Origin of the sequence: Lutimonas saemankumensis (assembly GCF_020171465.1) — a bacterium.
Lineage (GTDB): Bacteria > Bacteroidota > Bacteroidia > Flavobacteriales > Flavobacteriaceae > Lutimonas > Lutimonas saemankumensis.
The window spans coordinates 240,506-265,009 of record NZ_JAIUZR010000003.1 but is presented as its reverse complement, the minus strand read 5'-3'; the positions used below and the strand labels follow the sequence as shown (position 1 = coordinate 265,009).

The window sequence follows — 24,504 nt, the reverse complement described above, 5'->3', positions numbered from 1 at the left end:
AGAACCACTCCGGAAAACCCATTTGTTACGCTTGACTCCAAATAAGAGTCAATTCTATCGAAGAGTTCATTATCAGTGTTTTGAGAAAAAGTATTTAATGTTGAAAAAGTTATGAAAACAAAACATAGTAATTTAATAGATAATCTCATTTTTGTGACTGATTGATTGACTGATTGATGATGAATAAGTCTGTCAGTTTACAATTATGTTACAGTGTTCTCTTCAATTTGTTGGCAACGGTTTCGTGTTAACTGTCTTGCCCCCTATTGCTGGCAACGAACACCCTACATATTGCTGTTGGTAGTTTTCATTTTTTTTTAAATAAGTATCTCTCTTGAATTATAATTCCCATTAATTTCTATTGGTACAGTTTTCATTACTTGGTTCTTTTATTGCAACCAACATTCTTGTGTATAACGCGTTTTTGTAACCTGGTATTTATTAATTCGATCGTTCTTTCTGAGTATCAATGTTTATGGCGACTAGTTTTTTAAACTCTCAGCTACGCTATCGTAATATTCTTGAGTCAATACCTCTGTCCAAACTGTGGGTTGCTTTCCGCTATAGAAAGCCAAATAAGTTACATCTTTTACCTTAGAAGAGGAATGCCAGTGCTCGATACCTTTTGGGCATCTAATCACATCACCTTCTTTGAGAATTACGGGCTCTTTACCTCTCTCCTGGTAATAGGCTTCTCCATCTACGATAACTAAAACCTGCACCGAACCATGTTTATGCCAATCCAAAGTGGAGTTTGCTCTAAAGGTTGCTTTAGTGATGTTATAGCCTAATTCGGCATCATCATGAATAATGGCATTTAACCAGGCTTCCCCAATGTAATGGGTGTTTGGTGCCTTTTTCCCCACAGTAAGATAAGAGGAAATGCTGTAATCTGAATCTTGAGCGAATAAACAAAAAGGAGCCAAGATAAAAAGGACGATCATTGAAATTCTCATTTTTTCGGTTAAAAATAATAATTTTTCAAGTTCGGTCAGGGCTTGCTTGACTACAGCATTAATTCTATGAGTAGTGGAAGATTCCGTAATGGCTTCCCTTCCCTTCCTTTACTCATACGAAATGTTCTCTGTTAGTGTTTTGTTTTTCAGTTCATTTTTCTAAATTCAAGTGGTGTTTGCCCGGTCTTGCTCTTGAAAAGTCGACTAAAATAATGTGGATAATTAAACCCCAAATCGTAAGCAATTTCACTAACTGAGTTTGATTCAGATAAAAGCCGTGTTTTTGCCTTTTCAATAATAAACATATTAATTTGGTCTTTAGCACTTTGGCCAGTTTCTTTTTTGAGTAAATCACTGAAATAATTTGGTGAAAGAAAAACTTGATCCGCAAAGTATTCAATTGAAGGAATACCTTGCTCTGCAAATTTCCCTTCTTGGTAATATTTTTTTAAAAGTGCTTGAAACTGACTTAGAATATCAGAATTTTTTGCGGCTCGAGTGTTGAATTGTCTTTCATAAAATCTTTGGGATAAATTCAATAATAATTCTAAGGAAGATGAAATAACCAATTGGCTGTGATTGTCAATACGTTCAGTAATTTCATTCTTAATAATTCCGACGCAATCTGTTATGGTCTGCTGCTCCACATCAGAAAGATGAAGTGCTTCATGCACATCATAGGAGAAGAAACTGTAATTATCAATCGTTTTTCCAAGAGGTGTGTTTCGAATTAAGTCTGGGTGAAAATTAATCACCCATCCCTTAATTTGATTCTTCTTTTGTGCACTTCCTACTTCCATTAACTGATTGGGCCCTGTAAAATACATGACACCTTCATCAAAATCATAGGAGTTACGGCCGTATTGTAAACCACAACTTTTGTCCTTTAGCCCAATGGCATACAAACTACTTGTCAATCGCAAGCCAATTTGCTCCTCTTTAGTTTCTAATTGTGATACATCAACAACGCTGATTAACGGATGAGTGGGTTTGTCAAACCCAATTAGTTCATGTAAATGACTAATAGATTTTATATGGAATACTGCGTCCTTCATTTTAGGTAAATTGGTTCATCAAAATCTTATCAAATCTTCTATCTCCCAAATATTTTCGCATAAACATCAAAGGTTTCGCATAAGCGCCTGCTACATATCTGGTTTTTGGTTTCTTACTGTGAACGGCTTTGTCAATCAATTTTGTTATTACATTTGGTTTCGAAAGTTTACCGCTATCATGCATTTCTTGCGTTGATTTGATAAGTTTTTGCAATTTATCCGCATAAGGTCCATTTTCTTTGTCTCCCTGAAGGTTATCCAAAAATACATTGGTAAATTCTGTCTCAATACCTCCTGGTTCAATAACAACAACTTCCACATTAAAAGGTGTTAACTCAACTCTTAAACAATCGCTCCAACCTTCCAAGGCATGCTTTGTGGCATGGTACCAGGCTCCGAATGGGGTGTACATTTTTCCTCCCATTGAAGAAATATTTATAATTCTGCCTGATTTATTTTTACGCATTCCCGGGATAACTTTCTGGGTGATGCTCGCTAAACCAAAAATGTTTACTTCGAATTGTCTCCTTGCAGAATCAATTGAAGACTCTTCTACGGAACCATACACTGCATAGCCAGCATTATTTATGAGCACATCTATTTTGCCTTGTTCATTTAAAATCTGATCCACTCCATCTTGAATCTGTTTCTCACTGGTAATGTCCATCGCTATAGCTATACCCCCAGCTTTTACAATTTCCTTCATTTTTTCAACTCTCCGTGCCAAACCATAAACGATATGTCCTTTCTGAAGTAAAGATAAGGCATGTACCTTACCCATACCCGAAGATGCTCCTGTTATTACAATTACTTTCTTCATATCTATTTTGTTTTAATTGATGATGGTACAAAAGTAAATTGGTCCCTTAATCTAAATGAACACAAAAAAAGGAATAGGTAACACATTCTAAGGTTTTTAATCATATACCCCTATTTCACCTTTCAACAAACGCTTTGGTATAAAAGAGCTGTGTGTTTAAGTACTATGGGTCAGAAAATACAAACCGAATAGAAAATCCGCCAGTATTTTCGACATAGGCTTGCACAGGAGATTAAATTTATACTTTGTTCATCGTAATTAATTTAATCATGAAATGAGTATGATTTTGATCCAATAACCATATTAATATGCTTCATAAATTTTAAAAGCGTTGTAAATTTGTTCTCTTAATTGTTCATTTTTTCCCGCATATTGCTCTATAAATTTTTCAGCTTTCAGTTTATCTTTTTCACTGTAAACAACTAGATCCAACCTTAAACGTTTATTTGAAATAATTTCTGAGGCAATGGTCAAATCTGGATTGAAATCAATTGTAATGTCAGTTAACGTATGTAATTGAGCTAATTCTTTAGGCAGTGTTGAAATATTATTTCCTTTCAAATTCATATCTCGTATTTCTTTTAAAGTATAAAAGGGTTTAGGTATCTCTTTTAGATTACAGTTCACTACACTAATGAAATATAACTTACTCAGATTATCCATTTGATCAGGAAAGACTAACGACTTACTGTCACTAAAATTGATGGTATTCAAAAAGTATAAATCACAGATACTTTCAGGAATCTTCCCTAGATCAATACCTCTTGCGTTCAAATACCATAATTTTCTCAACTTATTTATATTTTCAGGTATGCCATTATACGAGTCTGGATCTAGCAAATAAACACTTTCAACATCAGGACAGTTGTTTATGGCAAATTCTATGTCAGTCGCACACTTTCTTCCATCAATGTGGGTGTATAAAAATTCCAGTGATTTATTCTGATCATTTTTAAATTCATTATAGTTTATTGGTTTGTAAGGAATCTTTGGAGAACCTTCGACATCAAAATTACCTGAAAGGCTATAGAAAACGCCTTCTTTTATTTCACCTAATCCTTCTAAAGAATATTCTTTTCCTGATGATTTATCACGATAGCCAACTTCTCCATTCATAGAGACCTGTATTAAACTCCCATCATTTTTTAAAAATATTTCTTCTGCAACAGGATCTTTGTTGATCGCTACAGCTTCAATAACAAACCCCTCTATTAATTTAGTAAGATCGTTATGAGTAGTACTATTTTGTTTAATGTCTTCAGCGATTATACCCATTGCCTCCAAATTGGCTTTAGACTGAGAAAGACATAAAGTATAAGAGGGGCGATATTTTCTTATACGGTAAATTGATTTGTTTTTGTTTAAATCAACAACCTCAAAATTTTCGTTATAATTTATTGTGTATGATGGATTCAATTTATTATACCAGATAGCCTTATTTTGAACAGGAATAACAGAATCCAGATTCGTATATAACGAGTGATAATTCTTAAGTAATTTAATATTGGAATTCTCAGAATTTCCATTTTTATGCTTTATATAAACAATATAAGGGTCATTCATTGAAGTTTTTACCATACCCGCTTTTGTTTTGCTACGCTGTTTGATTCCCCATGAAAAATTGTCATGTTCAAATGAAATTAAACTTACTTCTGTCGTAGTGTGGTTATTAATAATAAGATTTAAGAAAATCAAAACGACAATAGAAACTCCATATGGTATTAAAGATTTTTTGTCTGATACACGTGTATTCTCTTTTTTTAATTTTGCCAACCCAATGGTGAAGTAGATCAAAAACCCAATTGCGCAAACTATTGCAGTTATTACAAATGCAGGAAAAATAAAGAACCCCTTTATATTTCCTTCCATAGGAATTACAGATAAAAATAAAGAAACAAAAAACGAAGGAATAAAAAAGAGGTGACCTATTAAGATGACATGAATGATTTTTGAAAGTTTTACTTTTCCAGATTTTAAAAACCATCCAGAAAGGGCTAACCCTAGAATAATTGCCAAATTATAAGAAGCACATATAGTGAGATAATCAATTAAATAATAACTATCAATTGCTTTAATATTACTATCGCCACTATAAGCACCATCTCCAACCCCAAAAATCCCCATAATTATTCCAAAAGGACCAATCAGCATCCCAATTATTAAAAGAATAAACGATGGTCTGTAATTTTTCTTCATGAGTTTTTTTAATAATCTAATGGTTTGAATTAATTCAAGCAGAAAGTTAACGATTGGTTAAAATTCTTTTTAATGCCTTTAATACAATGTTGTGGCTGTATTTTCTTTCTTAAATTTTTCACAATTCGGAGAATTGTAATTTCCGATAAATTCCATTCATAACCTTCATAATCTTTACCAATTTAGTAACCGCTACCGCGGTTTGGGCATCTGGCCTGCATACATTTCATTCGTGCAGAAAGGTAGCAATATTTATTGCGATTTTCTATACTGGATCACAATTTCAGAAGTACCGTTCCTATTGGTATATAAATTTACCTGATGATTTGGTTCATCTATTTTGAAAATTATTTTAGAGACATAACCATCCATTATAAATTCGTTGTTTCCAATATAAATCAAGCTATTATCAGTAGCTCCCGGGAAAAATGCCGGGCGAACAAACAGTTTTCCTTTCTCATATATAATCTCCATTTTTTCTGGGAAAATGGCCTGAGTATAACTGCCGGTAACCATATCAATCACCTCCTGCGTCAATGGTTTTTGAAGCTGGGTATCTAGTGGGATATGCCATTTTTGATTGATAATTATGCGGTCTCGTATTTTATTTATAACAGGTAAACGGTTTTTATTTGCGCCATTACCTAACATCACTATACCGTTTCCATCTTGCATTGTCGCATACATATGACCACCAACTCCTGTATTAGCACCCCCATGTGAGAACCATTCATAATTTCCGAACCCATATCTTCTTTCCCATCCTAAGCTCCAACCTCCGATAACTTTTGTGGTAATTATATCCGTTACTTTTATAGCTACATCTTGAGATATTACTCCATTGTTTTCATTTCGAAGGGCATTTTGCATTTCAATCAAAAATATTGCTAAATCACTTGGAGTGGACCAAAGACCAGAAGCTGCTACCTGAGGAGTGATTGGAATTCCATCGCCAACAATAATTCCCTCTTCATTATGAGCCTTCGCCAGGTTGGTTAGTGAAAAACCTTCCTCATGAGGTTGCTTTAGGGTGGTATGGCTCATGCCCAATGGTTCGAATAAATATCTGTTGGCCAAATCTGATAATTTGACACCCAACTTGTCTTCCACAGCCATCTGAGCAATAACATATCCTCCGCCACTGTATCCCCAGTCCGATCCAGGTATCCATTTAAAGTCAATTTCTTCATCATAGTTTGGCAATTGACCTTGAAGGGATTCTACCAGGGTTGGTATTGTATCTCCTTTATAGAAATCAGCAAAACCGTGTTGAGTGGTTCCTGCCGTATGACTCAAAAGTTGCCTTAGGGTTACCTCAGTATTTGATAAATACTCACTTTTTGGGAGTTGCCATCTCATCAAATAATTGGATACGGGTACATCCAAGCTAATCATTCCCTGCTCTTCAAGTATCGCAAAAAGCGTCGCAGTAATTGGTTTGGCCATTGAGGCGGTTGAAAATGCAGTATTTTCATCAATCGTGTCGTTGGAAATTGCATCTTTTACCCCCCAGGTTTGGGTACAAATTAGATTATAATTTTCAAATACCGCTATACTGAGGCCTTTTAAACCATGCTCTTGCATCGCATCTTCTACGGAGTAAGTGGTAGTGTCATATTCCTCCAGATTTGTGATACACTGAGGTTTTTCTACTGTTCCGGCTGCTTCTTTCTTTTTTTGAAAATTACATCCTGTGAGAATTAGTCCTATCAATAAAATTCTAATCATATTTTTCATTTTTAGTTATTGCCATCTACATTGTTGAAGTTAGATTTCTTTCAATCTTTTAATTTTACCTTTAAATTCTTCTTCGCGCCCATAATTATATTTTTCTGATATTTTTATTGCTTCTGTATATGTTGAAATTGCCATTTCAATATTTTCATTTTTTTCATAAATTGATGCTAAAAAATTCAATAACCCAAGGTCAAAAGAGTAGGCTTCAACGCTTCTTTTGATTACTGTAATAGCTCCGGATAGATTTTTGTCTTCCATCAAACTATAAGCTATTCGAACATAAGCTTCTGCCGATTGCTTAGCTTCCTTTCCATATTTGGACTTAATCATTTCTTCATGTTTCAAGAATTTTTCATCACTATAATTAGCAATTAGTGAATCGGGTACTTCCATATCAGAAAAAATGAATTTCAAGCCATAGTAATTTGATAATAAAGTAGAAGACATATGACCTTCATTTAGCATTTCTTGATGTTTAAACTCAACCTTCTCAGGTTTGTTTGCTTTTAACACATCAATAAAATTTTGGAGTTCTTTTCGCATTCCCCATTCGGTTCCAGATTCATTGGTTCCAATGCCAAAAAATAATCTCTTTTCTAAATTTGGCTGTGATTTGAAAAATGTTTCTGCTTGCTTAATAATCTCTTGTTGCTTCCACCAAAGAGATGGGCTCATGATAATGTGCGCATCAAATAAATCAGGTTTATTGAGAAGTACAGAAACTGTGAATAATCCACCGAGGGAGTGACCTTCTAAAATACGAAATGGGTGTGTTCTGTAATTGGCATCTATATATGGGATCAATTCTTTTTCTATGAAGTCTGAGAATTTTGGACCTCCGCCACTTCTAGGCCAATTTTCATCAGCTGTTGGAGAGAAATCTCTATCTCTATTGGTGCTTTCAATACCAACAATAATCATTGGAGGCATGCTTCCTGTTCTTGTTAATACTTCTGCAGTTCCTATTGAATGCCAAATGTTTTGCAAACCGTCAGTTAGATAAAGTACTGGATAATCGGCCTCGCTTTCTGCATAGTTTTGAGGTAATGAAATTATTATGGGACGGTCTTCGCCCATGATTTTGGAAGAAAACAAAGATGTAGAACCAATGGTTAGTTGTTCTTCCTTTTTAAAATCTTTTTCAACTGAAATGTCTGTATTTAATTTTGATTGACAGCTTGATAAAAGAATTACAAATAAAAAAGTGTAGCTAGATATTTTTAGCATTTTATATATATTTTAATGTTGAGTAGTAAAGACGAGGGTAATGATTAACTGTGACAACCAAACATGATATAAATGAGCTACAACATCTAGTAAAAAAAACGTTTTAATGCTTTTTAAACATTACTGTAAACTGTTTGTACAATTTTTACTTCTTTAAAAATGTAGTTATTTCTTTCTTAATTTTTTCAGCTTCGCATGCAAACGCCATATGCCCGCAATCACTTTCTAAAGTGACTAATTCAGCATCTAGTTCTTTTGATAATTCAATAGCTGAAAGTGGATTTACCAGATGATCCTGGATTGCCGGAACAATTAACATATCCGCCTTAATAATGTTTTTTAAATTCTTTAAATTAGAGTCTGCACTTTTATAGATGTCATGAGAAATCATGGCATTCAATCCACCTAGATAATCTTCAGGTTTCATCAACCGGGAATATTCTGTTTCAAGGTAAATATCAAGACTATCAGCGTCGTGAGTATTTGCAAACTGTGTTGGTGTATTTACGTTCATAAGTAAAATGTTATGAGCTCTTTTGTACGCAAAATCTATTTTATGAGCATCTTGCCCAGCTTCTGTGATCAAATCAGCCATAGTCTGCCAAACAAGTTTATCATATGATGATTGTTTTGGACTTCCAACGATTGGGATTGCTTTATCCATAAAATCAGGATAGGCCACAACCCATTCGAAAGTCTGCATACCGCCCATCGATATTCCGGTCACCGCCAATAGATGATTTATACCAATATGATTCACCAACAAGGAATATTGGGAATTTACCATATCTCTAATTGATACAGGTGGGAAATCTGGTGTGTTTGATGGAGATGAAGAAACACCATTCGTTAATGCATCAACAATAACAATAAACAAACCTGTGGTATCTATCAGGCTATTTGTAAAGCCAAAATTAATTACTTGTTCACTGGTTCCGGTAAACCAGGTTGGCCATAAAACCACATTATTTTTTTCATCATTTAATTTACCCACTGTTCGAAACCCAATCGTGCAGTCTTTGATGATATCACCCCCAGATGTTTCGAAATCACCTATGTTTACAAATTGAAGCTCAGATTGAGCAAAGATCACATGTGCCCATGACAATAGGATTGAGAATAATAACCCACTTAATTTTAATTTCATATCTAAGTATTTAAAATTGGTTACAACGGTTTTTATATGAAGCGCAGCATCGCACAGGGTGCTGTTAATTCATATACAGTGTTGGCAATTGTTTATTTTTCTGCCTCCAAACTTTTAAGCTGAGAAGTAGAATTGTCACACCAGAAGCAATCATCATTTTCGGGTTTAAAATCCAATGCTTTTTTATAACTGTATATTGCCTTTTCATTTTGTTTTGCAGCAAGGTATACATCCCCCATAGTATCCCAAATATTACCATCATTTGGAAACAATTGGGTATTTAGTTCTGTAATGATAATAGCGTAATCAATTTTGTTATTTCTTAAATAAATTCCACTTAGACGGTTTAAATAAGCTGGATTATTCAATTTTTCTCCGAATTCTTGCTTTAATTCTTTTTCAAAAAAATTCAGGTCTCCCTCGTAGTTTTCGGAAAATTCCAGCAACTCACTTACGATATTTTTTGAGATAGGTTCAGGTTTATAATTCTGATCAAAAAGCATCTTTTCTAATTCAAATGGAATTCTTGAAGATTCTCGAGTTGATGAGTTGGTTGAAAAAAGAATAACGGCATCCTCTTCAGGAAACCAAATAAACTCATAATAAGAAACACCATTAAATCCATTATGAGCAATTATTTTAGTACCTCTATCAGACTGAAAAATTGCCCAGCCATAACCATAATAAATTGATTCACCTTGATAGTCGAGAATATGAGGTGCTGTTAATTTTTCTAAAGATTGCTTATTTAATACTGTGTTGTTTTTTAATGCCAAATACCATTTGTACATATCTTCCTGAGTCGAGTTAATACCACCATTTGCTTTTAAAGGCCAAGCAATTTTTCCATCCTGCCGATATTTGGAAATGTGGTTTCCTTTATTTATGACATTGTACAAATATTCATTAGCCACTAAATCGCTATCCCATTTAGGCAAGAGATAGCCGGTTTGGGCCATTCCTGCCGGTTTAAATAATTCTTCTCTTAAATAACTTTCATAACTTTTGCCTGATACGATTTCTATTATTCGTCCAAGTATACTATAGCCAGAGTTAGAGTACTCATATTTTTCTCCTGGTGAGAACAGCAAGTCTGAATCAAACAATTGTTGGAAATAATCCTTTTCTGGGATATGGTCAAAATCACCTTTGCCTATACCGTGTCCAAAACCAGCCGAATGCGTGAGTAATTGATGAATGGTGATGTTTTGTTTATCAAAAGGCAAATCCTTAAAATATGTACTTAAAGAATCGGTTAGCTTTAGTTTTTCGTCCTCAGCTAACTTCAATATTGCCGTTCCTGTAAACTGCTTGGTTACGGAACAGATATCAAATACTGTTTTTGGGGTATTCGCAAAAGACTTTTCCTTATTGGCAAGTCCATAACCTTTGTTAAGAATAATACTGTCTGATTTTGCAACTAATACAGCTCCGCTGAACCCATTTGACTCACATGTAGTCATATATTCATTTAAAGATGAGCTTAATCTATCTGTATTAACGGAATCGCTTTGTCTTTGATTACAGTCCGTGAAGCAAATTGCGGTTAATAGTAAAATGGATAGTTTAAGATGTTTCATGTTATTGGGTCGTAACTAAACAGTAGTTGAGAACAGGCAATTACTTTTGGCCTTTTTTTTTGCTTAGTACTTATTTTTGTGTTTCATTACATTTTTTACCATTTTTCCGAAGGATTTGTCTTTTTGGCGTTTTTCTGCTATTGTAGATTCATAATGATCTTTTTCACGTTGCATTTTCAAGTAGTTTTCATAAGATGCATTATCAATTTCTCCACTTTCAACTGCTGCTATAACCGCGCAACCAGATTCTATGGTATGTGTACAATCTTTAAATCTACATTGCTTGGATAGATCCAGAATTCTTTCAAATGTAGATTCTAAGCCTTCTGAAGAATCGGTTATTCCAACTTCTCGCATTCCCGGATTATCGATGATTATTCCCCCATGATCAAGAACTCGCAATTCGCGATGAGTTGTTACATGCTTGCCTCTATCAGAACTATCACTAATCTCTCCGGTTTTTATTAATGGTTTTCCTAATAATGAATTCAATAAACTTGATTTACCAACTCCTGAAGATCCCAATAAGCAGTAAGTTTTTCCGCTTTCAATAATAGCTTTAAGTTCTTCAATTCCCTGTCCGGATTTATTACTTACAGGCAAAATAGTTACATCGGGAATTCGCTTTTTAATGATTTCTACTAAAGCTGTGATCTTATCATTATTTATTAGGTCGGTTTTATTTAGCAAGATAATAGGCTTTATATCAGAAGTATTTACAATTGACAAATAACGCTCTATACGATTAACGTTAAAGTCCCTATTAACAGATTGTACAATTAAAGCAGCATCGATATTAGTTGCTATAATTTGTTTCTCTCCTTGTTTTCCAACAGATTTTCTTTCGATGACCGTTTTACGGGGAAAAATTTTATGAATAAGAACTTTATCGTCGTCATATTCCGAAATTGCTACCCAATCACCGACAGCAGGAAAATCAGATCTGCTGCTAGCCGTGAATCTCAAATTTCCAATGACTTCTCCTTCATATTCTCCTTCTGATATTTTAACGATATAACGTTCTCTATGCTCAGCAATTACTCGTCCTACGCCAAATGAATCAAGGTTGTTCTCCTTTCGATAACGTTCGATCTCCAAATTGTATCCTAATGTTTCAAGTGTCATGTTCTTGCTTTGCTTTTTCTAAGGCTTTAGAGCATTAAGCACAACCTTCCAGCTTTGATTTCGGCCCGATAGGGTTGAAATCAAGGCGTTTATTTTCTAAAAGTCTAATATAGGAAATTATATACAGGGAAACAGAGTAGGTATGAATTATAGCCTTTGTTGTGTGTAGTTTTTATTTGTAAAATTCTCGTTCATCCACTTTAATTGTTGTTAATTCAACGGTATGTCCGTCAAGGTCTTTGGTGTATATTGAGTCAAAGTAATGATGGTCTTGAATATTAAATTCCAAATTCAACTCTTCATATCTTTTTTTAGCTTTTTCAAAATTTTCATACGTTACATTAAAAGCAAAATGGTCAATTTTTACATTTTTTGAAAAAGGGTCAAGTTTGGTGTCAGTCGAATCAGCTGGAAATAATGCGATTCCTGTCTTTCCAGAAAGCAAAAAGATTGGAACATTTCCCCATTTAGGTAATTGATATCTTTTCAGCCCCAACACTTCTTCATACCATTGTGCAGAGGCTTCCATATCAGCAACTCGAATTGCTACGTGATCTAAAAAATCAATTTCTATTTTTTGGTTTTTATCTGTCATTTCACAAATTAAACACACTGGTGTGTGTATGATTCCGTTGCGCCGAAAATCGGCTGGATTTTCAAAGAAAGATTCATTTATAATTAAAGATAGGAAATTTTCTTTTGCTTAACCAACTGGAGCTATGGATTATACACTTTGTTAACCACCAGCTTTGTGATGATCCTATTTAATTAGTTTTTGCGATTCTCCAAATTCTCAATAATTTTTAAAGCCACTGTCTTTGAGGATAAATAATTTTGTCCTGTAATCAAATTGCCATCTACTTCAACATGTACAGAATTTCTCGGTGAATATTCAAAAATGCCTCCGTGCTCTTCAATCGTTTTTGTGATGAGAAAAGGAAACTGCTTAAAGTATTCAGCGCCTTCTTTTTCAAACGCATCAGGATACCCGTTTACCGTTTTATCGGCTACCAGGAACTTTCCATCTTTTGTTTTTAAATGGACGATACCTGCTGTTCCGTGACAAACAGATGAAATAATTCCATTTTGTTCTTCATAAATGGTCATGACCATTTTTTGAATGGCTTCATTATCAGGTACACCAAACATAGCGCTTCCTCCGCCTATATAATGTACAGCTTTATAATTTTCAGGGTTTATTTGGTTAGGATTTTTTGTGGTTTTTAAAGCATACATGAAGTCCACATTGTACAGATATTCTTTTTGTAAAGAATCTGTCGTGTTAATATATGCCAAAGGAATGCTGCCACCTTCTGGGCTAACAAAATCAACTGTGTAACCTGCCTTTTTAAATGTATCATAGGCATTGACTATTTCTGAATAACTATTTCCTGTTGGTAATTCGGAGTCTCCGTAATAGTGCGCATTTGAAACAACAAAGAGAATTCTATTGCTATTCGCGTTGCTTTTTTCACTGTCTGCACTTTTGCTAATAATTTTCCATTCATTTTTAATTTTTTTCAGCAAGATCATATCTACATATCGGTCATTCTTTTCTGGGCTTAGAACTTCTATTTTGGCCATCGCAATATTTTTAAAATATTCCAGGCTGAGAATATTTCCTGTTCTTCCATTGAATTTTCCCGGAGTTGCGTTTTTATACCAACCTATATATTCTGAGATAGGAACAGTCCATAGTTCACTATCATTTTTTGTAAGGTATAAATTGGCTTCGGGGTAAAATGCTTTTTCAATTAATTGGGACTTATTGTAAGAAGTGCCATTGAGATAATTGAATAAAGTCATTTTGATCTGATCTTCTTCGGATTGACAGAAAGATAGATTTGAACAAAAAACTAAGATGATAAATACTAAAATAGGTTTCATAGAGATGTCTTTTATTGATAAATATTATTTATGCAATAGTAGTGCTAAAACCTATTTAAGATAGTACTGATTTATACTTTAAAACTCCTAATGTATACATCAGGAAACCAGTTATTCGGATGAACTCAAGTATTTAGAAGGTGTAGTGTTGGTGAATTTTTTAAATGCGCTATAGAAAGTACTATTAGAGTTAAAGCCACACATTTCCGCAATAACTTCTATCTTTAAGTTACCCTCTGATGCCATAATTCTTTTTGCTTCATTAATTCGGTACTCATTTATAAACGAAGAAAAATTTTTATTCAGGTTATCATTTAATAATTGAGAAATTAAATGAGGACGAATATTTAATTCTTTGGCCAGAATTGTCAGGGTTAAATTTGGGTTTTTATATAGTTCTTGTTCTACAATGGCTTGGTCGATTTTAAATAATAGTTCACTGGCATCCTTGGGATCAATTTTGCTGTCGGCATATTTCTCTTTTTTATCGGGAAACTCTATTATCGTTTTTCTTTTGAAAAAGACGACCAATAGGGTCAGATATATCGAAAAGGAGAAAGTAAGAGCTCCCATAATATATGAGGTATAGGATGCAAAAAAGTAAGAAAGCCAGATTAAAAAAACGCCCAGAAATACACTGAGGGCAAAAACTTCATCATAAGTTAAACTTGAATTTAGCCGAATTCTTTTCGCAAAAATAGGTTTTACAAGGGTAACAGAAACAAGGATATACAAAAGCCATTGGTAATTAATGACTTTATAGAACAGTGTGCCCCACAGATCTGGATTTGTTTTGTAGGGGTATAGTATTCCAATGATCAACACCAATAAAAACAAAATGACCAACTGTAGGATAAAATGGTTCTTGTATTTTCTGGTATTTGCCAACTTGGTCCATAAGAAAAAATACAAAAACGGTCCAATAAAAAGACAAGCCGACAATCCGATTTGTAGATATATTTTTGATAAGTTCGGATTAAAATAGAAAAAAATAGATTTCCAAACCCTGATGCTTAAAACTGCTAATAAAGCACCTAAAAAGTAATCTGAAGATAACTTTGCTTTTTTGAACACTAAAAAATAGATACTTAAAACAAAACTGTTAAATGCACCTAAAGCACTAAAAAAGAATAAGAGGTTGTTATCTAAATTCAAATCGTAATTTTAGTTTATTCAGCTTGTGGCTAACGGTCTTGTATATGGTTAGTTGCGAGTTGAGTTTACAAAGTTAATCAGAAATGCAATAGCATTTTAACGAATTAAACTTTGTAAGGACTTTCCTTACTTTCTTTATGTTGTCTGGTTGATAAAATTTTATATCATCATATTTTATTAGTGAAAGCTCTTTATGTTCTTCGTTCAAAGAATACCAGACAGGGTTATCTAATTTACTTTTAGATTCTTATTTGGTAAGCCAAAAGTAAGCAACTTGATATGATTATTAAGTTTATTCCAGCTCTCACTATCCATGGATATTTTGAGTAATCAATTCTCGCGTAGTCACTTAAAACCAGACTGGTTCCCATAAATAAAAACCATGGAGTTAGTAGTAAGGTAAATTCCCTTTTTAATAACATGATCGCCAGGTCATGAATAAATCCACAGACAACAAAAGTGATTATTACGGATAATGCCTGGGGTAAGATGAGCTTAAGCGGTTTGAATATATATTTCCCCAGATAGAATCCCCAGATTGGGTTCCAGTATTGCCAAAATATCGAAAACTTTCCGGCTCCCAAGGAACGACTCAACATATTGCGAAGTGAATTGCTGTCACCTAAAGGCACACCATTTCTTCTTTTTACGTAATCAGACAAATTCAAATCAGCAGTCTATTTATTCTTTGGTTTAATTAATTACAACCATTGTTTGCAACAGTTTTACTTTAATAATTCATTCAAATCTTGTCTTCCTATAATGGCTATAATATCTACGGTTTTTTCATTGACCTTGAAATAAATACTGTCCACACCGCAAACGCATCGTCTATAATCTTTCCTTATGTGATCTACTTCTTTAAATGAAAAAGGTTGCTGAGCAATTAATTCGAAATGTTCGAAAAAAGATTCGAAGTATTTGTCGGCTTGAATCATTCCAAATTTTTTGACCCCGTACTGATGAATTCGAATCAAATCTTCTTTGGCCTGATTGCTCAATCTATATTTAGCCATCTAGTAATGACTTTGATTGAGCCAAAATTTCTTCTTTACTATCTTTAGAAAACCCACTATTCTCAGCTTTTTCAAGCTTAGCCCGAATCCAGTCAATCTGAACCTGTTGTTTTCTAGCCTGCCTAATCAAATCATTTACAAGCTCACTTTTACTTGAATATTCATTGTTTTCAACTTGGTTCTTTAACCATTCATCGTTAGGTTTAGAAAATGATATACTTTGACGTGGCATAATATTTATTTTATTGGTGTAAATATACACCAATTATGAATCAAACGCAAATATTTGTTAATTGTTGCCAATCATTGTTGCCATTTCGTTGCTTTTCAGAGTTCAATTATTGCATTAAATTCCATTTCGCGCTTTTCAGTGTTTGAAAAAGTTCAGTCAGCGATTTATTCCAAAAACTTTTTCAATTTCAGTTGAGTGAGCCATTCCGCAGCTTTCTAAATTCCGCATTAATTCGGTTTTGATTTATAATTCAAATAGTATTTGTAACAAATTTGATGGTTTTATGACTTATAATTAAACTTAAATACTTTATACATGAAAAATTTTTTAAAATCATTCAAACAAAAATTTATTCAATTTTATCAATGTGAACTAAAAACCTTTAATAAAATACTTGGAATTAAATAAATAAATTTTACAGAATTTTCATTCCACGCTGGAGTGAGTAATTTCGTGTTAAGTTCCTAATTCAACAAATTGCTAAAAATCCACTTTAATTTTTGTTCTAAATTTGAGTAAATTTTAAAATTTTACTTGTATAAAATCAGTTTTTATAAATTAACACCAACGTCCAATTAGCCTCAATTCTTTTCTTCAAGTTCTTTTAATCTGTCTTTATATTTATTTTCTCCACTTAGTTCAAACGCCTTGGTTACATATTTTAAAGCGCTGGCATGGTCATTTTTAGTCTCATAATAGTCAGCCATTGAATTTTGGGCGCTTGCGCTTTTGGGATAATAGTTAATATTCATTTTGAAAAACATAAATGCCTTTTCAGGTTGCCCCATTTCCAAATTCATATAACCATATCCACTTAACATTTCCTCAATCATTGGAGGGAAGGGATAACCAAAATGCGTTGAATAGATTTCTTCTTGTATTCCCAGTAGTTCCATCAATTCTTCTACTGTCGTTTCGGGGTTATTATATTTTTGTGGAGATTTAAACTGATACCATTTAAAAAGAAAAACCAGTCCATCTCTCATTGATGGGAGCGGAACTGTGCCATGTAAATCTTCATTATAAACCTTCCAAGAGAAATTTAATCCACTCTGTTTTTCAGATTCAGCAAAAGTTGAAAAGTCAATGATTGAACGCGCAAACAATGTGAATTCTGAAGAGTCGTCCATAATATTATCTATGGTTATATCTTCATTCCACATATGTAACTGTTCTGCTGCTAAAGAAACAAAAAGCGATTTTCCTTTATAATTTTCTGACGTCAGTTTTTGTTTAGCTTCCTTCAATAAATTTTGATTGTCCCATTCGATACTCGGATCTATAGCAATATAATTTTCAAAAACATGCTTATGATTGATCAGCATGTTTATTGTAAACAGCCCTGCATAAGAATGACCAATTAATGTACGATAAGGCGTAGTAGGGTACTTTTTGTCAATGTATGGGATTAGTTCTGTTTCAATAAATTGGGTAAAGTTTTCAGCGCCGCCAGTATTTTCATTCATAACACTCCCACGTCGCATTTTGATCTGTGAAGTAGTTAAGTCCCGTATCCTGTTGGTTCTATTAGAAATTCCAACTAGAATCATATGCGGTAGATAATGTCCCCAATAATTTTCATAAACGGTTTCCAAACTATTTTTCAATGAAAACCCATCTAACAAATAAACAACAGGATATTTTGTACTGCTATCCGGGTTATAATTTTCAGGGAATTTTACCCAAAATTCACGATTTTCATCAAGTAATTCTGAATATACGGTATCAATAATTTCGGTTTCAAATACACTGGATTGAATCAACTCCGACTGTGCCGATATTTCTTGAAAAAAAGAAAAGATTGATTCAATTGTTAAAATTAAAAAGATATATTTTTTCATTTGAGTCTTTTATTCTAATTAGCGCAATAGTTAGTCGTTGATTTTCAGCTGTTTAAATTTTTGTTCAAATTTATCATTTTTTGCCAGATTTTTGGAATTCTCTATGTGGGGAATTGAGGCCAACGCGCAGATATGACACCTGCAAACATCTACTCAGACGGCACGGCTAGGTGTCGGTCAAAGTATTCGATGATCTTGCCAAACAGGTAGCGATTATAATCCCGCTCACGGCTCCATCCATGCGTCGCACCCGGTGCAAAGGCAAAGTCGAAGTCCTTGCCCTGTTTAATCAGTTCTTCAGCTAACACGGCCGTCGTCTTGAATGGTACCACATGGTCCTGGATCCCATGGATGAACAGGAGTTTATCCTCCAGATTCGCTGCATAGTTGAGCGCTTTTCTTTCGAAGATCTCCGGGTGTGTCTGTGGGCGACGAACAATCGCAACGTCGTCCGTGCCAAAGAACATCGGGTCAACAGCCGCCGCTGCAGCAACACCCACCTGGAATAAGCCCGGCTTCATCAGCAGCGAATAAACGGAGAGTGTCCCACCGTAACTGCTGCCCCAGATACCGATGCGATCGGGATCTACATAAGCCAGTGACTCCATGTAGGCAACGGCACTTGCATAATCCTCAATGTCCTGGTCGGCAAAGCCCAGGAGGAACTCTTCCCGGAAGGCCCGGCCATAACCGTTGCTACCACGTGAATCCACCTGTACGATAATATATCCCTTCTTGGCCAACAGATGCTGCACGAGGCTGTAGTTACCGGCCCAGCGGTTCCTCGCTGTATTCGAATACACGGGCCCAAACAGCACTGGATACTTCTTACCGGGCTTCATGTTGGCAGGTTTCAGAATCCGGGCATGCAGCGTGTAATCATCTACAAGACTGGGGAAACTAACGTATTCCGCAGCTGCCCAGGTTCGCTCCGTGAAGGCGGGCAACGGCGAGTGGGTTATTCGCGTAGCGTCACCACCCTCGCTGCTTACCACGTACAGCTCGGGCGGTGATGTGTCGTTGCTGTGCATGAACACCAAGTGCCGGCCATCCGGTGAAGGGTAGCCAACGTTCCGGCCAGAAAGACGCGTCACCTGCTCGGGATGGCCTCCGGACATATTCAGGCGATATACGTGTTGTTCGTAGGGATTAACTCCGTTGCCTGCATAAAACAATGCATCACCAGCAATACTTGGAGCGCTCAGCACATCATAAGACGGATCTGTCAGGAGTTGCGGACGATCCCTGGACGGTGAGGCATCGATCGCATAAAGGCCGTAGCGATCACCCATATCGCTTAAGAAAACGACCTGCTGCCCATCCGGATGCCAGGTAGATCCAAACGATGTGTACATGCGGCTCTCTCGAACACCTCGCCAAATCTCGCGCAGTTGGCTTTCTCCAGGTGCCACGACAAACAACTTACGTTCAACCGCCGTGTCAGATGCTGTATCAACGAGCAGAGCACCGCCCGGTGACCAGTTGAAGTCGATTACCTGGTTGGCCTGCGGGTCCGGCAAATCGAGGTACATAATGTTACCGCTTTCTACATCGAGCAGGCCAACCCTGCGAATCTCGTTTGGATCGCCCGGGTAACCTCGGCGTACCTCATTGGGATTGGTTTCGGCAGCGAGGTAATCCGGGAACGGCACCTTTCGCATTTCACGTCGGTCAACAGCGTGAAACGCGATTGTCTTGCCATCCGGGGACCACTTGTAGGTTGGTCCGCTCCAGATACCTGGACCGATTTCACGTTCCGGTCTGCTGTAACGCCCCTTCCTTAAGCTCGAGAGACTGGCGATGCCGATCTCGGTGAGTTGGCGAATCTGTTTGGAAGGGAAGTCAGCAAGCCAAAGGTCACCGTTCTGTATATATGCCGCTTGGTTGCCGCTGGGCGATATCGACAGGTGATGTGCACCTGCCTCAACAGGCATCAACTGGAGGTCGTCTCCATGACTCAGCGATGTCTGCCATAGGTGGTTACCTCGCAGGCTGATGATAGTGTTCGCGTCGGTCCAGACAATATCGCGAACTGACGCGGATGCCGTATTAGAAATGAGGCGCATTTCCTTCCCATCGTTTGTAGATACCCAGAGTCCACGCCCAGGATTTCCTGGTTCACTCCAGGAAAAGGCGAAGTGCTCGCTGTTCGGTGCCCATGCAGGCCTTGACGGGGTTGTTCCTGTCAGTTTTGGCGTTGTGAACAGGTCATCAAGAGTGAGCTCAGCTTCCTGTGCTGTGATTGTTGCGGGTATCGCCATCAGTAAGCCTGCCACTAACCATGTTTGCCAAAAAGAGATCTGTTGCATATGTTTGTTTTAGTAATTGTCTGATAAAATAATCTTTTACTACTCAAATAGCGCTCTCGCCACTGGTGAGCATAGCCGCTTAGATCATGCTATCAATAGTTTTAATTTCTTAAAGCGGAAAGTGATTCCCTATCCAAAGCTTTTCCTTGAATGATCACTATTGAAATATCATTATAGGCTGAAATATCTTCTAATGGATTTTGGTTGAGCACAAGTATGTTGGCTCTTTTTCCAACTTCAATTCCTCCATACAAACTGTCTAGCTTAAATGCTCTGGCGTTTTTGATGGTAGCGGATTGATAGATAGTTCCAAGCGGAATACCAGCATTTACCATTTCAGTCATTTCCAGGTATCCATTATATCCTGGAGGATTCCCGAAAGTAGGCGAGGCTGGGGTGTCTGTGCCAAATAAAATTTTCGCATTTTTCTGATATAGGTAATTCAATGCAGCCTTTCCTTGAGCAGATATCCTATTGAAGCTTCTTTGAATCATGTCTCTAGGAGCATCTCCAAAAACTTCCAGGTACTTTGATTCTGTATGTGCTTTGTAATAATCAATTAAACTTTCAGGAAGCACATTTTTCAATTCAGCATCATTTAAAAATTCTGGTGTGGTCAGGCTATTTAAGCCATTAATCACCTGTAAGGTAGGCATGTACATGATATTGTTCTCAACTTCCATATCGAGTGCTTTGGCTACGCCCATTGGGATTTGGTTGTCTTCACCTAGACTTTCATCACCCCAGTTCCAGAGTCCGTGGGCAACTATATCTACTTGAGCATCTGCCAAAAAACGATGTGCCTTGGTAGAGTTTCCATGCACCACCAATACTAAATCATTGCGATGAGCCTCGGTCTTAATCTGTTCCATTAACTCTTTAGAAGGCGTTGGCATTGGTGGTTGGCTAGGGTCGAAGCCAGGCTCATAGTAAGTTTTAATAGCAATAGCTCCTGATGCTGCAACTCTTTTAGCTACTGCTTCGGGCGTATGGTTTTCTTTGAGGTACTTTTCTGGTATTGGATAGTTTTCATCCTCCTGATAAATGAAATTTGGTATTGAGTCCTTCCAATTAGATAGTCCATATCCATTGCCAATAACAGCACCTCCTCCTACATAAAATAAATCGGGCTTTACAGTAGCATTATTAAAATCTGAAAGCCTTTTAGGTTTAGTCGTTCCTAGATCAATAAGTGTAGTGTAGCCAAAATAAAGGTAACTTTTGGGAAGCTGTGTGCGGTAGTTTTTAACTATTGAAGGGTTGGCTATTTCTTCTTCTTCTGAAAGACCATCCGTACCAGTTACATGAACATGGCTGTCAATAAGCCCGGGAATCACGTATTGGCCTTCTGCATCAATATTTTGGTACGTTCCGCTTATTTCAGGAGCATTATTTCCTATATAGATAATACTGTTCTTTTCAATTACAATAGTTGATTTTTCACTGATTGATAAGTCTTCTGTAGAGATGATTCTGGCGTTTTTGATGAGCAGCCCCTCCATCAAATTAAATTGATCCTCCTTTTTTGTACATGAAAAAAAGGCGCATAGAACTAAAAAAAATAGTGTTAGTTTTTTCATTGATTTTAATTATTCATAACGTTGTGTGTACGGTGCGTATCCCAAGAGTATTTACTGTAAACCTTGTTGTAAGCAGTTATTTATTCCGTTTTAAATTTAGGACTTTTAATTTGATCAAAACAATCTGGTTTCGGTATCTCTGTTGGTTTATTAAAAAAATCATTTGCAGCCTGCATAGCGCACGGATTGCTCCAATTGGTAGTTGGGCCGTGTTTCCAGCCTTTAAAAATCAGATGGTAGGAATTCGTCAGATTGTTAGACATTGATTCAGCCCATTTGGCAGGTGTCAATTCATCATACTCTCCACTTATTAAAAGAACCGGTATATCGCTCCTTACGGCCTGATTTTCAATTTGAGCTACTTTTTTAACGCCCCAAATTTTACAAACTTCGTCATCAAAAACCGCAGGAGATAATCCCTTGACCGCTTTATGCTTATTTGTTTCTATAACAATTTTTTCTTGAGAATTGAATGGGTTTTCTTCTGCACACCATACCGATAGACGCATTCCTTTTCCAACTCCATCTCCAGGTCCTTGGAATAAATATTGTAATTGTTTCTTTACTGAAGACAAGTCATTATTGAGGATTTTATTTATTTCTAGAGGAATATTGGGTACACTTCCCGTCGAAGCCGAAGAGAATACGATGATCAAGTCTTTTCCTTTGAGATAAAAAGTCTCCAATTTTCCGCTATTCGGATTTTCTACTTCTACTTCAAGTGGATTGTTTGATTTCTCTTCCAAATACTTGAGGAAGCGGCTTTTAATATTCGGAAAGGCATCATTACAGTCCATATCTATTTCACAATCAGAGAGTAATTTGTCTAAGGACTCTAAAAGATTGTTCACGCTTTCTTCATCATAATTAACTTCTAAAGGAAGTGGTGAATCCATGACTACGCTTCTAACTTTATCGGGATAATCTCGCATTAAAACCTGCCCGATTTTAGTACTGTAAGACATCGTAAGCAAGTTATATTCTTTAATTCCCAATACGCTTGTCAAGTCGTTAATATCGGCAGCAATTTGGTTTGTTGTGTAGTAGTTTAGGTCAATTCCGTTTTTTCGTAACCTTTCATTGCACCGTTTGGCTGCTTTTTGAAAAAGACTATCAGTTTTAGTAGAATCAAAATTTGGAAGATTGGATTGATGAACCGCTTTTGACCATTCAGGGCAATCTAAACTTGGCTTTGCATATTGAGTTCCCCTTTGCTCAAATAATATAAAATCTCGATCATCAAGATACTTATAGTATTCCATATACTTCGAAGCACGCATAGAAGTATAACCGGGTCCTCCCACCGTGTAAATAATCGGGTCAGGTTTTGAGTTTTTGCTTCGACTTTTAAAAATATATATTGGTAATTTTATTCTATTACCATCGGGATTGTCTCTATTTTCTAAAACTTCCATATATCCAAAAGTATAATCTTGACCTTTCGGAATTTTATGAGTAGTCTCTTTAGATTCATTGAAATTTGGTGTGAAATGTATTTTGTTCTGACTATAGCAATTAACAGAAATCAGAATAATGATACTAATTCTCATAAATTTCCTTGTCATATCCTCGGATTGTTTCAATTGCCAATGGTCTTGGTCATGATTTGGTTGCGGGCATAAAATCGGGAGATTTTCAACAGCACTAAATCAGCCTTTTTAAAAATACAATTTTTAATTGAAGTTGATTCATAGCAATGAATTATATCGGTTTAATAGAAAAATCATATTCTTCTTCCAGTTTTTTTAATTCATCAATTAAATAGTACCGATGCGAGTAGCCAGTTAATACAACAATTCTTTTATTGGGGTTGATTTTTATTTGATTTACAATATTATTCACCATGGCCATATTTCTGGTATCCCAATAGTCCATATGAACAGGTACAAACTCTTTTAAATCATCTGATAGTTCTTTAGTATTTAAAATCTTGGGAATTTTATTGTAGACAAATTCCTGTTTAACTCTAATGATACTATCCGCAATTGGATTATTAAAATCGTATACTGTTTTAGAATTACCAAGGTTAGAGTATTTTTTGTTTACTATAAAAAATTCATTCATGATTTCTGATTCTTCATTGGATAATGCCTTTTCCTTATGTAGTTTGATGGCTGTTCCAATAAGTTTACCCATATTCTTTCGATAATTATGTTTAAAGTGAAATCGATCTCTTTCTTCCCATTCATAGCCTAAAACTTTGGATTCGGGATGATTTTTTAGATATCTAAGCGCTACAAAACTCTCTACTTTATTACCTTTTTTAAAAGAACTCATCAATTGATTTAAAAGATCCGTTCTATTAACCATTCGATTCGCAGTCTGCGCATCGCCTTCATATAAGATAATGGATGGAGAAACTTTATTGATATAAGTATAGAGATCATCTCTTTTAAAGTTATTGGTTTCAAAATGCATAGAACCCACCACATATACTTCTGTTCTATCAGTTACAGCATTATTTTTTTTAGACTTCTTGCTTGGTTCATCCTGCTTGATATACCTATTGAGGTCCACGTTGTATTTAATTATTCCTCCTAAACAGATTATAATTGTCAATGATATCCAGGTTATCAGGACGTACTTTAAGTATTTAGTAAGTTTTATTTTTTTCATGATTACGTTTTTGAATTAATTTTGT

General features: G+C 35.6%; 21 protein-coding genes. 1 reads left to right on the top strand and 20 read right to left on the bottom strand.

Annotated elements, in window-relative coordinates; all coding sequences use genetic code 11:
* Positions 1-482: 482 nt before the first annotated feature.
* From LCM02_RS02520 to LCM02_RS02440, 17 genes are all read right to left on the bottom strand, one after another.
* Complete coding sequence (locus LCM02_RS02520; protein ID WP_224926746.1) at positions 483-956, bottom strand: cupin domain-containing protein; 474 nt, start codon at positions 954-956, stop codon at positions 483-485.
* Between the two features lie 146 nt (positions 957-1,102).
* On the bottom strand, positions 1,103-2,011 hold the full coding sequence (locus tag LCM02_RS02515) for a helix-turn-helix domain-containing protein (RefSeq protein ID WP_224926745.1): 909 nt from the start codon (positions 2,009-2,011) through the stop codon (positions 1,103-1,105).
* Position 2,012: 1 nt separating this feature from the next.
* Complete coding sequence (locus LCM02_RS02510) at positions 2,013-2,831, bottom strand: oxidoreductase (RefSeq protein ID WP_224926744.1); 819 nt, start codon at positions 2,829-2,831, stop codon at positions 2,013-2,015.
* A gap of 303 nt (positions 2,832-3,134) precedes the next feature.
* Complete coding sequence (locus LCM02_RS02505) at positions 3,135-5,027, bottom strand: hypothetical protein (RefSeq protein WP_224926743.1); 1,893 nt, start codon at positions 5,025-5,027, stop codon at positions 3,135-3,137.
* A gap of 252 nt (positions 5,028-5,279) precedes the next feature.
* Positions 5,280-6,755 carry a serine hydrolase domain-containing protein gene (locus tag LCM02_RS02500; protein ID WP_224926742.1) on the bottom strand — a complete coding sequence of 492 codons (1,476 nt, stop codon included), beginning with the start codon at positions 6,753-6,755 and terminating at the stop codon, positions 5,280-5,282.
* 39 nt (positions 6,756-6,794) lie between these two features.
* Positions 6,795-7,991, bottom strand: a complete 1,197-nt coding sequence (locus LCM02_RS02495; protein WP_224926741.1) for an alpha/beta hydrolase-fold protein — start codon at positions 7,989-7,991, stop codon at positions 6,795-6,797.
* A gap of 145 nt (positions 7,992-8,136) precedes the next feature.
* Positions 8,137-9,138 carry an alpha/beta fold hydrolase gene (locus tag LCM02_RS02490; RefSeq protein ID WP_224926740.1) on the bottom strand — a complete coding sequence of 334 codons (1,002 nt, stop codon included), beginning with the start codon at positions 9,136-9,138 and terminating at the stop codon, positions 8,137-8,139.
* A 92-nt stretch (positions 9,139-9,230) separates the two neighbouring features.
* The gene (locus tag LCM02_RS02485; RefSeq protein WP_224926739.1) at positions 9,231-10,718 is read right to left on the bottom strand and encodes a serine hydrolase domain-containing protein; all 1,488 of its coding nucleotides are present in this window, start codon (positions 10,716-10,718) and stop codon (positions 9,231-9,233) included.
* 63 nt (positions 10,719-10,781) lie between these two features.
* On the bottom strand, positions 10,782-11,843 hold the full coding sequence (rsgA, locus tag LCM02_RS02480) for a ribosome small subunit-dependent GTPase A (protein WP_224926738.1): 1,062 nt from the start codon (positions 11,841-11,843) through the stop codon (positions 10,782-10,784).
* A gap of 172 nt (positions 11,844-12,015) precedes the next feature.
* A complete protein-coding gene (locus LCM02_RS02475; RefSeq protein WP_224926737.1) occupies positions 12,016-12,438 on the bottom strand; it encodes a VOC family protein in 423 nt (140 codons plus the stop codon).
* 173 nt (positions 12,439-12,611) lie between these two features.
* Positions 12,612-13,730 carry a nuclear transport factor 2 family protein gene (locus tag LCM02_RS02470; RefSeq protein ID WP_224926736.1) on the bottom strand — a complete coding sequence of 373 codons (1,119 nt, stop codon included), beginning with the start codon at positions 13,728-13,730 and terminating at the stop codon, positions 12,612-12,614.
* 111 nt (positions 13,731-13,841) lie between these two features.
* Positions 13,842-14,303, bottom strand: coding sequence for a helix-turn-helix transcriptional regulator (locus LCM02_RS02465; RefSeq protein ID WP_224926735.1), 462 nt, complete (start codon positions 14,301-14,303; stop codon positions 13,842-13,844).
* Between the two features lie 821 nt (positions 14,304-15,124).
* Positions 15,125-15,547, bottom strand: a complete 423-nt coding sequence (locus tag LCM02_RS02460) for a hypothetical protein (protein WP_224926734.1) — start codon at positions 15,545-15,547, stop codon at positions 15,125-15,127.
* A gap of 63 nt (positions 15,548-15,610) precedes the next feature.
* Positions 15,611-15,901 carry a type II toxin-antitoxin system RelE/ParE family toxin gene (locus LCM02_RS02455; protein WP_224926733.1) on the bottom strand — a complete coding sequence of 97 codons (291 nt, stop codon included), beginning with the start codon at positions 15,899-15,901 and terminating at the stop codon, positions 15,611-15,613.
* Positions 15,894-16,133 (bottom strand): ribbon-helix-helix domain-containing protein, encoded by a 240-nt coding sequence (locus tag LCM02_RS02450; RefSeq protein WP_224926732.1) that lies wholly within the window; start codon positions 16,131-16,133, stop codon positions 15,894-15,896. The genes LCM02_RS02455 and LCM02_RS02450 overlap by 8 nt, the downstream gene beginning before the upstream one ends.
* A gap of 581 nt (positions 16,134-16,714) precedes the next feature.
* Positions 16,715-17,974, bottom strand: a complete 1,260-nt coding sequence (locus LCM02_RS02445) for an alpha/beta hydrolase-fold protein (RefSeq protein ID WP_224926731.1) — start codon at positions 17,972-17,974, stop codon at positions 16,715-16,717.
* Between the two features lie 149 nt (positions 17,975-18,123).
* Positions 18,124-19,908 (bottom strand): S9 family peptidase, encoded by a 1,785-nt coding sequence (locus LCM02_RS02440; RefSeq protein ID WP_224926730.1) that lies wholly within the window; start codon positions 19,906-19,908, stop codon positions 18,124-18,126.
* Between the two features lie 61 nt (positions 19,909-19,969).
* Here LCM02_RS02440 and LCM02_RS02435 point away from each other — a divergent pair, with 61 nt between their 5' ends.
* Positions 19,970-20,296 (top strand): hypothetical protein, encoded by a 327-nt coding sequence (locus LCM02_RS02435; protein WP_224926729.1) that lies wholly within the window; start codon positions 19,970-19,972, stop codon positions 20,294-20,296.
* A gap of 88 nt (positions 20,297-20,384) precedes the next feature.
* Here LCM02_RS02435 and LCM02_RS02430 read toward each other — a convergent pair whose 3' ends face one another.
* The 3 genes from LCM02_RS02430 to LCM02_RS02420 form a co-directional block, all read right to left on the bottom strand.
* Positions 20,385-21,863 carry an amidohydrolase family protein gene (locus LCM02_RS02430; RefSeq protein WP_224926728.1) on the bottom strand — a complete coding sequence of 493 codons (1,479 nt, stop codon included), beginning with the start codon at positions 21,861-21,863 and terminating at the stop codon, positions 20,385-20,387.
* Positions 21,864-21,943: 80 nt separating this feature from the next.
* Positions 21,944-23,428: an alpha/beta fold hydrolase gene (locus tag LCM02_RS02425; RefSeq protein ID WP_224926727.1), complete on the bottom strand. Its 1,485-nt coding sequence runs from the start codon at positions 23,426-23,428 to the stop codon at positions 21,944-21,946.
* A 136-nt stretch (positions 23,429-23,564) separates the two neighbouring features.
* Positions 23,565-24,479 carry a hypothetical protein gene (locus tag LCM02_RS02420; RefSeq protein WP_224926726.1) on the bottom strand — a complete coding sequence of 305 codons (915 nt, stop codon included), beginning with the start codon at positions 24,477-24,479 and terminating at the stop codon, positions 23,565-23,567.
* Positions 24,480-24,504: the final 25 nt, after the last annotated feature.

Coding starts and splice junctions, on each gene's coding strand:
- LCM02_RS02470 (WP_224926736.1), bottom strand. CDS start 13,730: ATGAAACCTATTTTAGTATTTATCATCTTAGTTTTTTGTTCAAATCTA.
- LCM02_RS02435 (WP_224926729.1), top strand. CDS start 19,970: ATGATAGTGTTCGCGTCGGTCCAGACAATATCGCGAACTGACGCGGAT.
- LCM02_RS02500 (WP_224926742.1), bottom strand. CDS start 6,755: ATGATTAGAATTTTATTGATAGGACTAATTCTCACAGGATGTAATTTT.
- LCM02_RS02490 (WP_224926740.1), bottom strand. CDS start 9,138: ATGAAATTAAAATTAAGTGGGTTATTATTCTCAATCCTATTGTCATGG.
- LCM02_RS02505 (WP_224926743.1), bottom strand. CDS start 5,027: ATGAAGAAAAATTACAGACCATCGTTTATTCTTTTAATAATTGGGATG.
- LCM02_RS02475 (WP_224926737.1), bottom strand. CDS start 12,438: ATGACAGATAAAAACCAAAAAATAGAAATTGATTTTTTAGATCACGTA.
- LCM02_RS02520 (WP_224926746.1), bottom strand. CDS start 956: ATGAGAATTTCAATGATCGTCCTTTTTATCTTGGCTCCTTTTTGTTTA.
- LCM02_RS02455 (WP_224926733.1), bottom strand. CDS start 15,901: ATGGCTAAATATAGATTGAGCAATCAGGCCAAAGAAGATTTGATTCGA.
- LCM02_RS02495 (WP_224926741.1), bottom strand. CDS start 7,991: ATGCTAAAAATATCTAGCTACACTTTTTTATTTGTAATTCTTTTATCA.
- LCM02_RS02465 (WP_224926735.1), bottom strand. CDS start 14,303: ATGGGAGCTCTTACTTTCTCCTTTTCGATATATCTGACCCTATTGGTC.
- LCM02_RS02450 (WP_224926732.1), bottom strand. CDS start 16,133: ATGCCACGTCAAAGTATATCATTTTCTAAACCTAACGATGAATGGTTA.
- LCM02_RS02420 (WP_224926726.1), bottom strand. CDS start 24,479: ATGAAAAAAATAAAACTTACTAAATACTTAAAGTACGTCCTGATAACC.
- LCM02_RS02515 (WP_224926745.1), bottom strand. CDS start 2,011: ATGAAGGACGCAGTATTCCATATAAAATCTATTAGTCATTTACATGAA.
- rsgA (WP_224926738.1), bottom strand. CDS start 11,843: ATGACACTTGAAACATTAGGATACAATTTGGAGATCGAACGTTATCGA.
- LCM02_RS02430 (WP_224926728.1), bottom strand. CDS start 21,863: ATGAAAAAACTAACACTATTTTTTTTAGTTCTATGCGCCTTTTTTTCA.
- LCM02_RS02440 (WP_224926730.1), bottom strand. CDS start 19,908: ATGCCTGTTGAGGCAGGTGCACATCACCTGTCGATATCGCCCAGCGGC.
- LCM02_RS02425 (WP_224926727.1), bottom strand. CDS start 23,428: ATGACAAGGAAATTTATGAGAATTAGTATCATTATTCTGATTTCTGTT.
- LCM02_RS02445 (WP_224926731.1), bottom strand. CDS start 17,974: ATGAAAAAATATATCTTTTTAATTTTAACAATTGAATCAATCTTTTCT.
- LCM02_RS02485 (WP_224926739.1), bottom strand. CDS start 10,718: ATGAAACATCTTAAACTATCCATTTTACTATTAACCGCAATTTGCTTC.
- LCM02_RS02510 (WP_224926744.1), bottom strand. CDS start 2,831: ATGAAGAAAGTAATTGTAATAACAGGAGCATCTTCGGGTATGGGTAAG.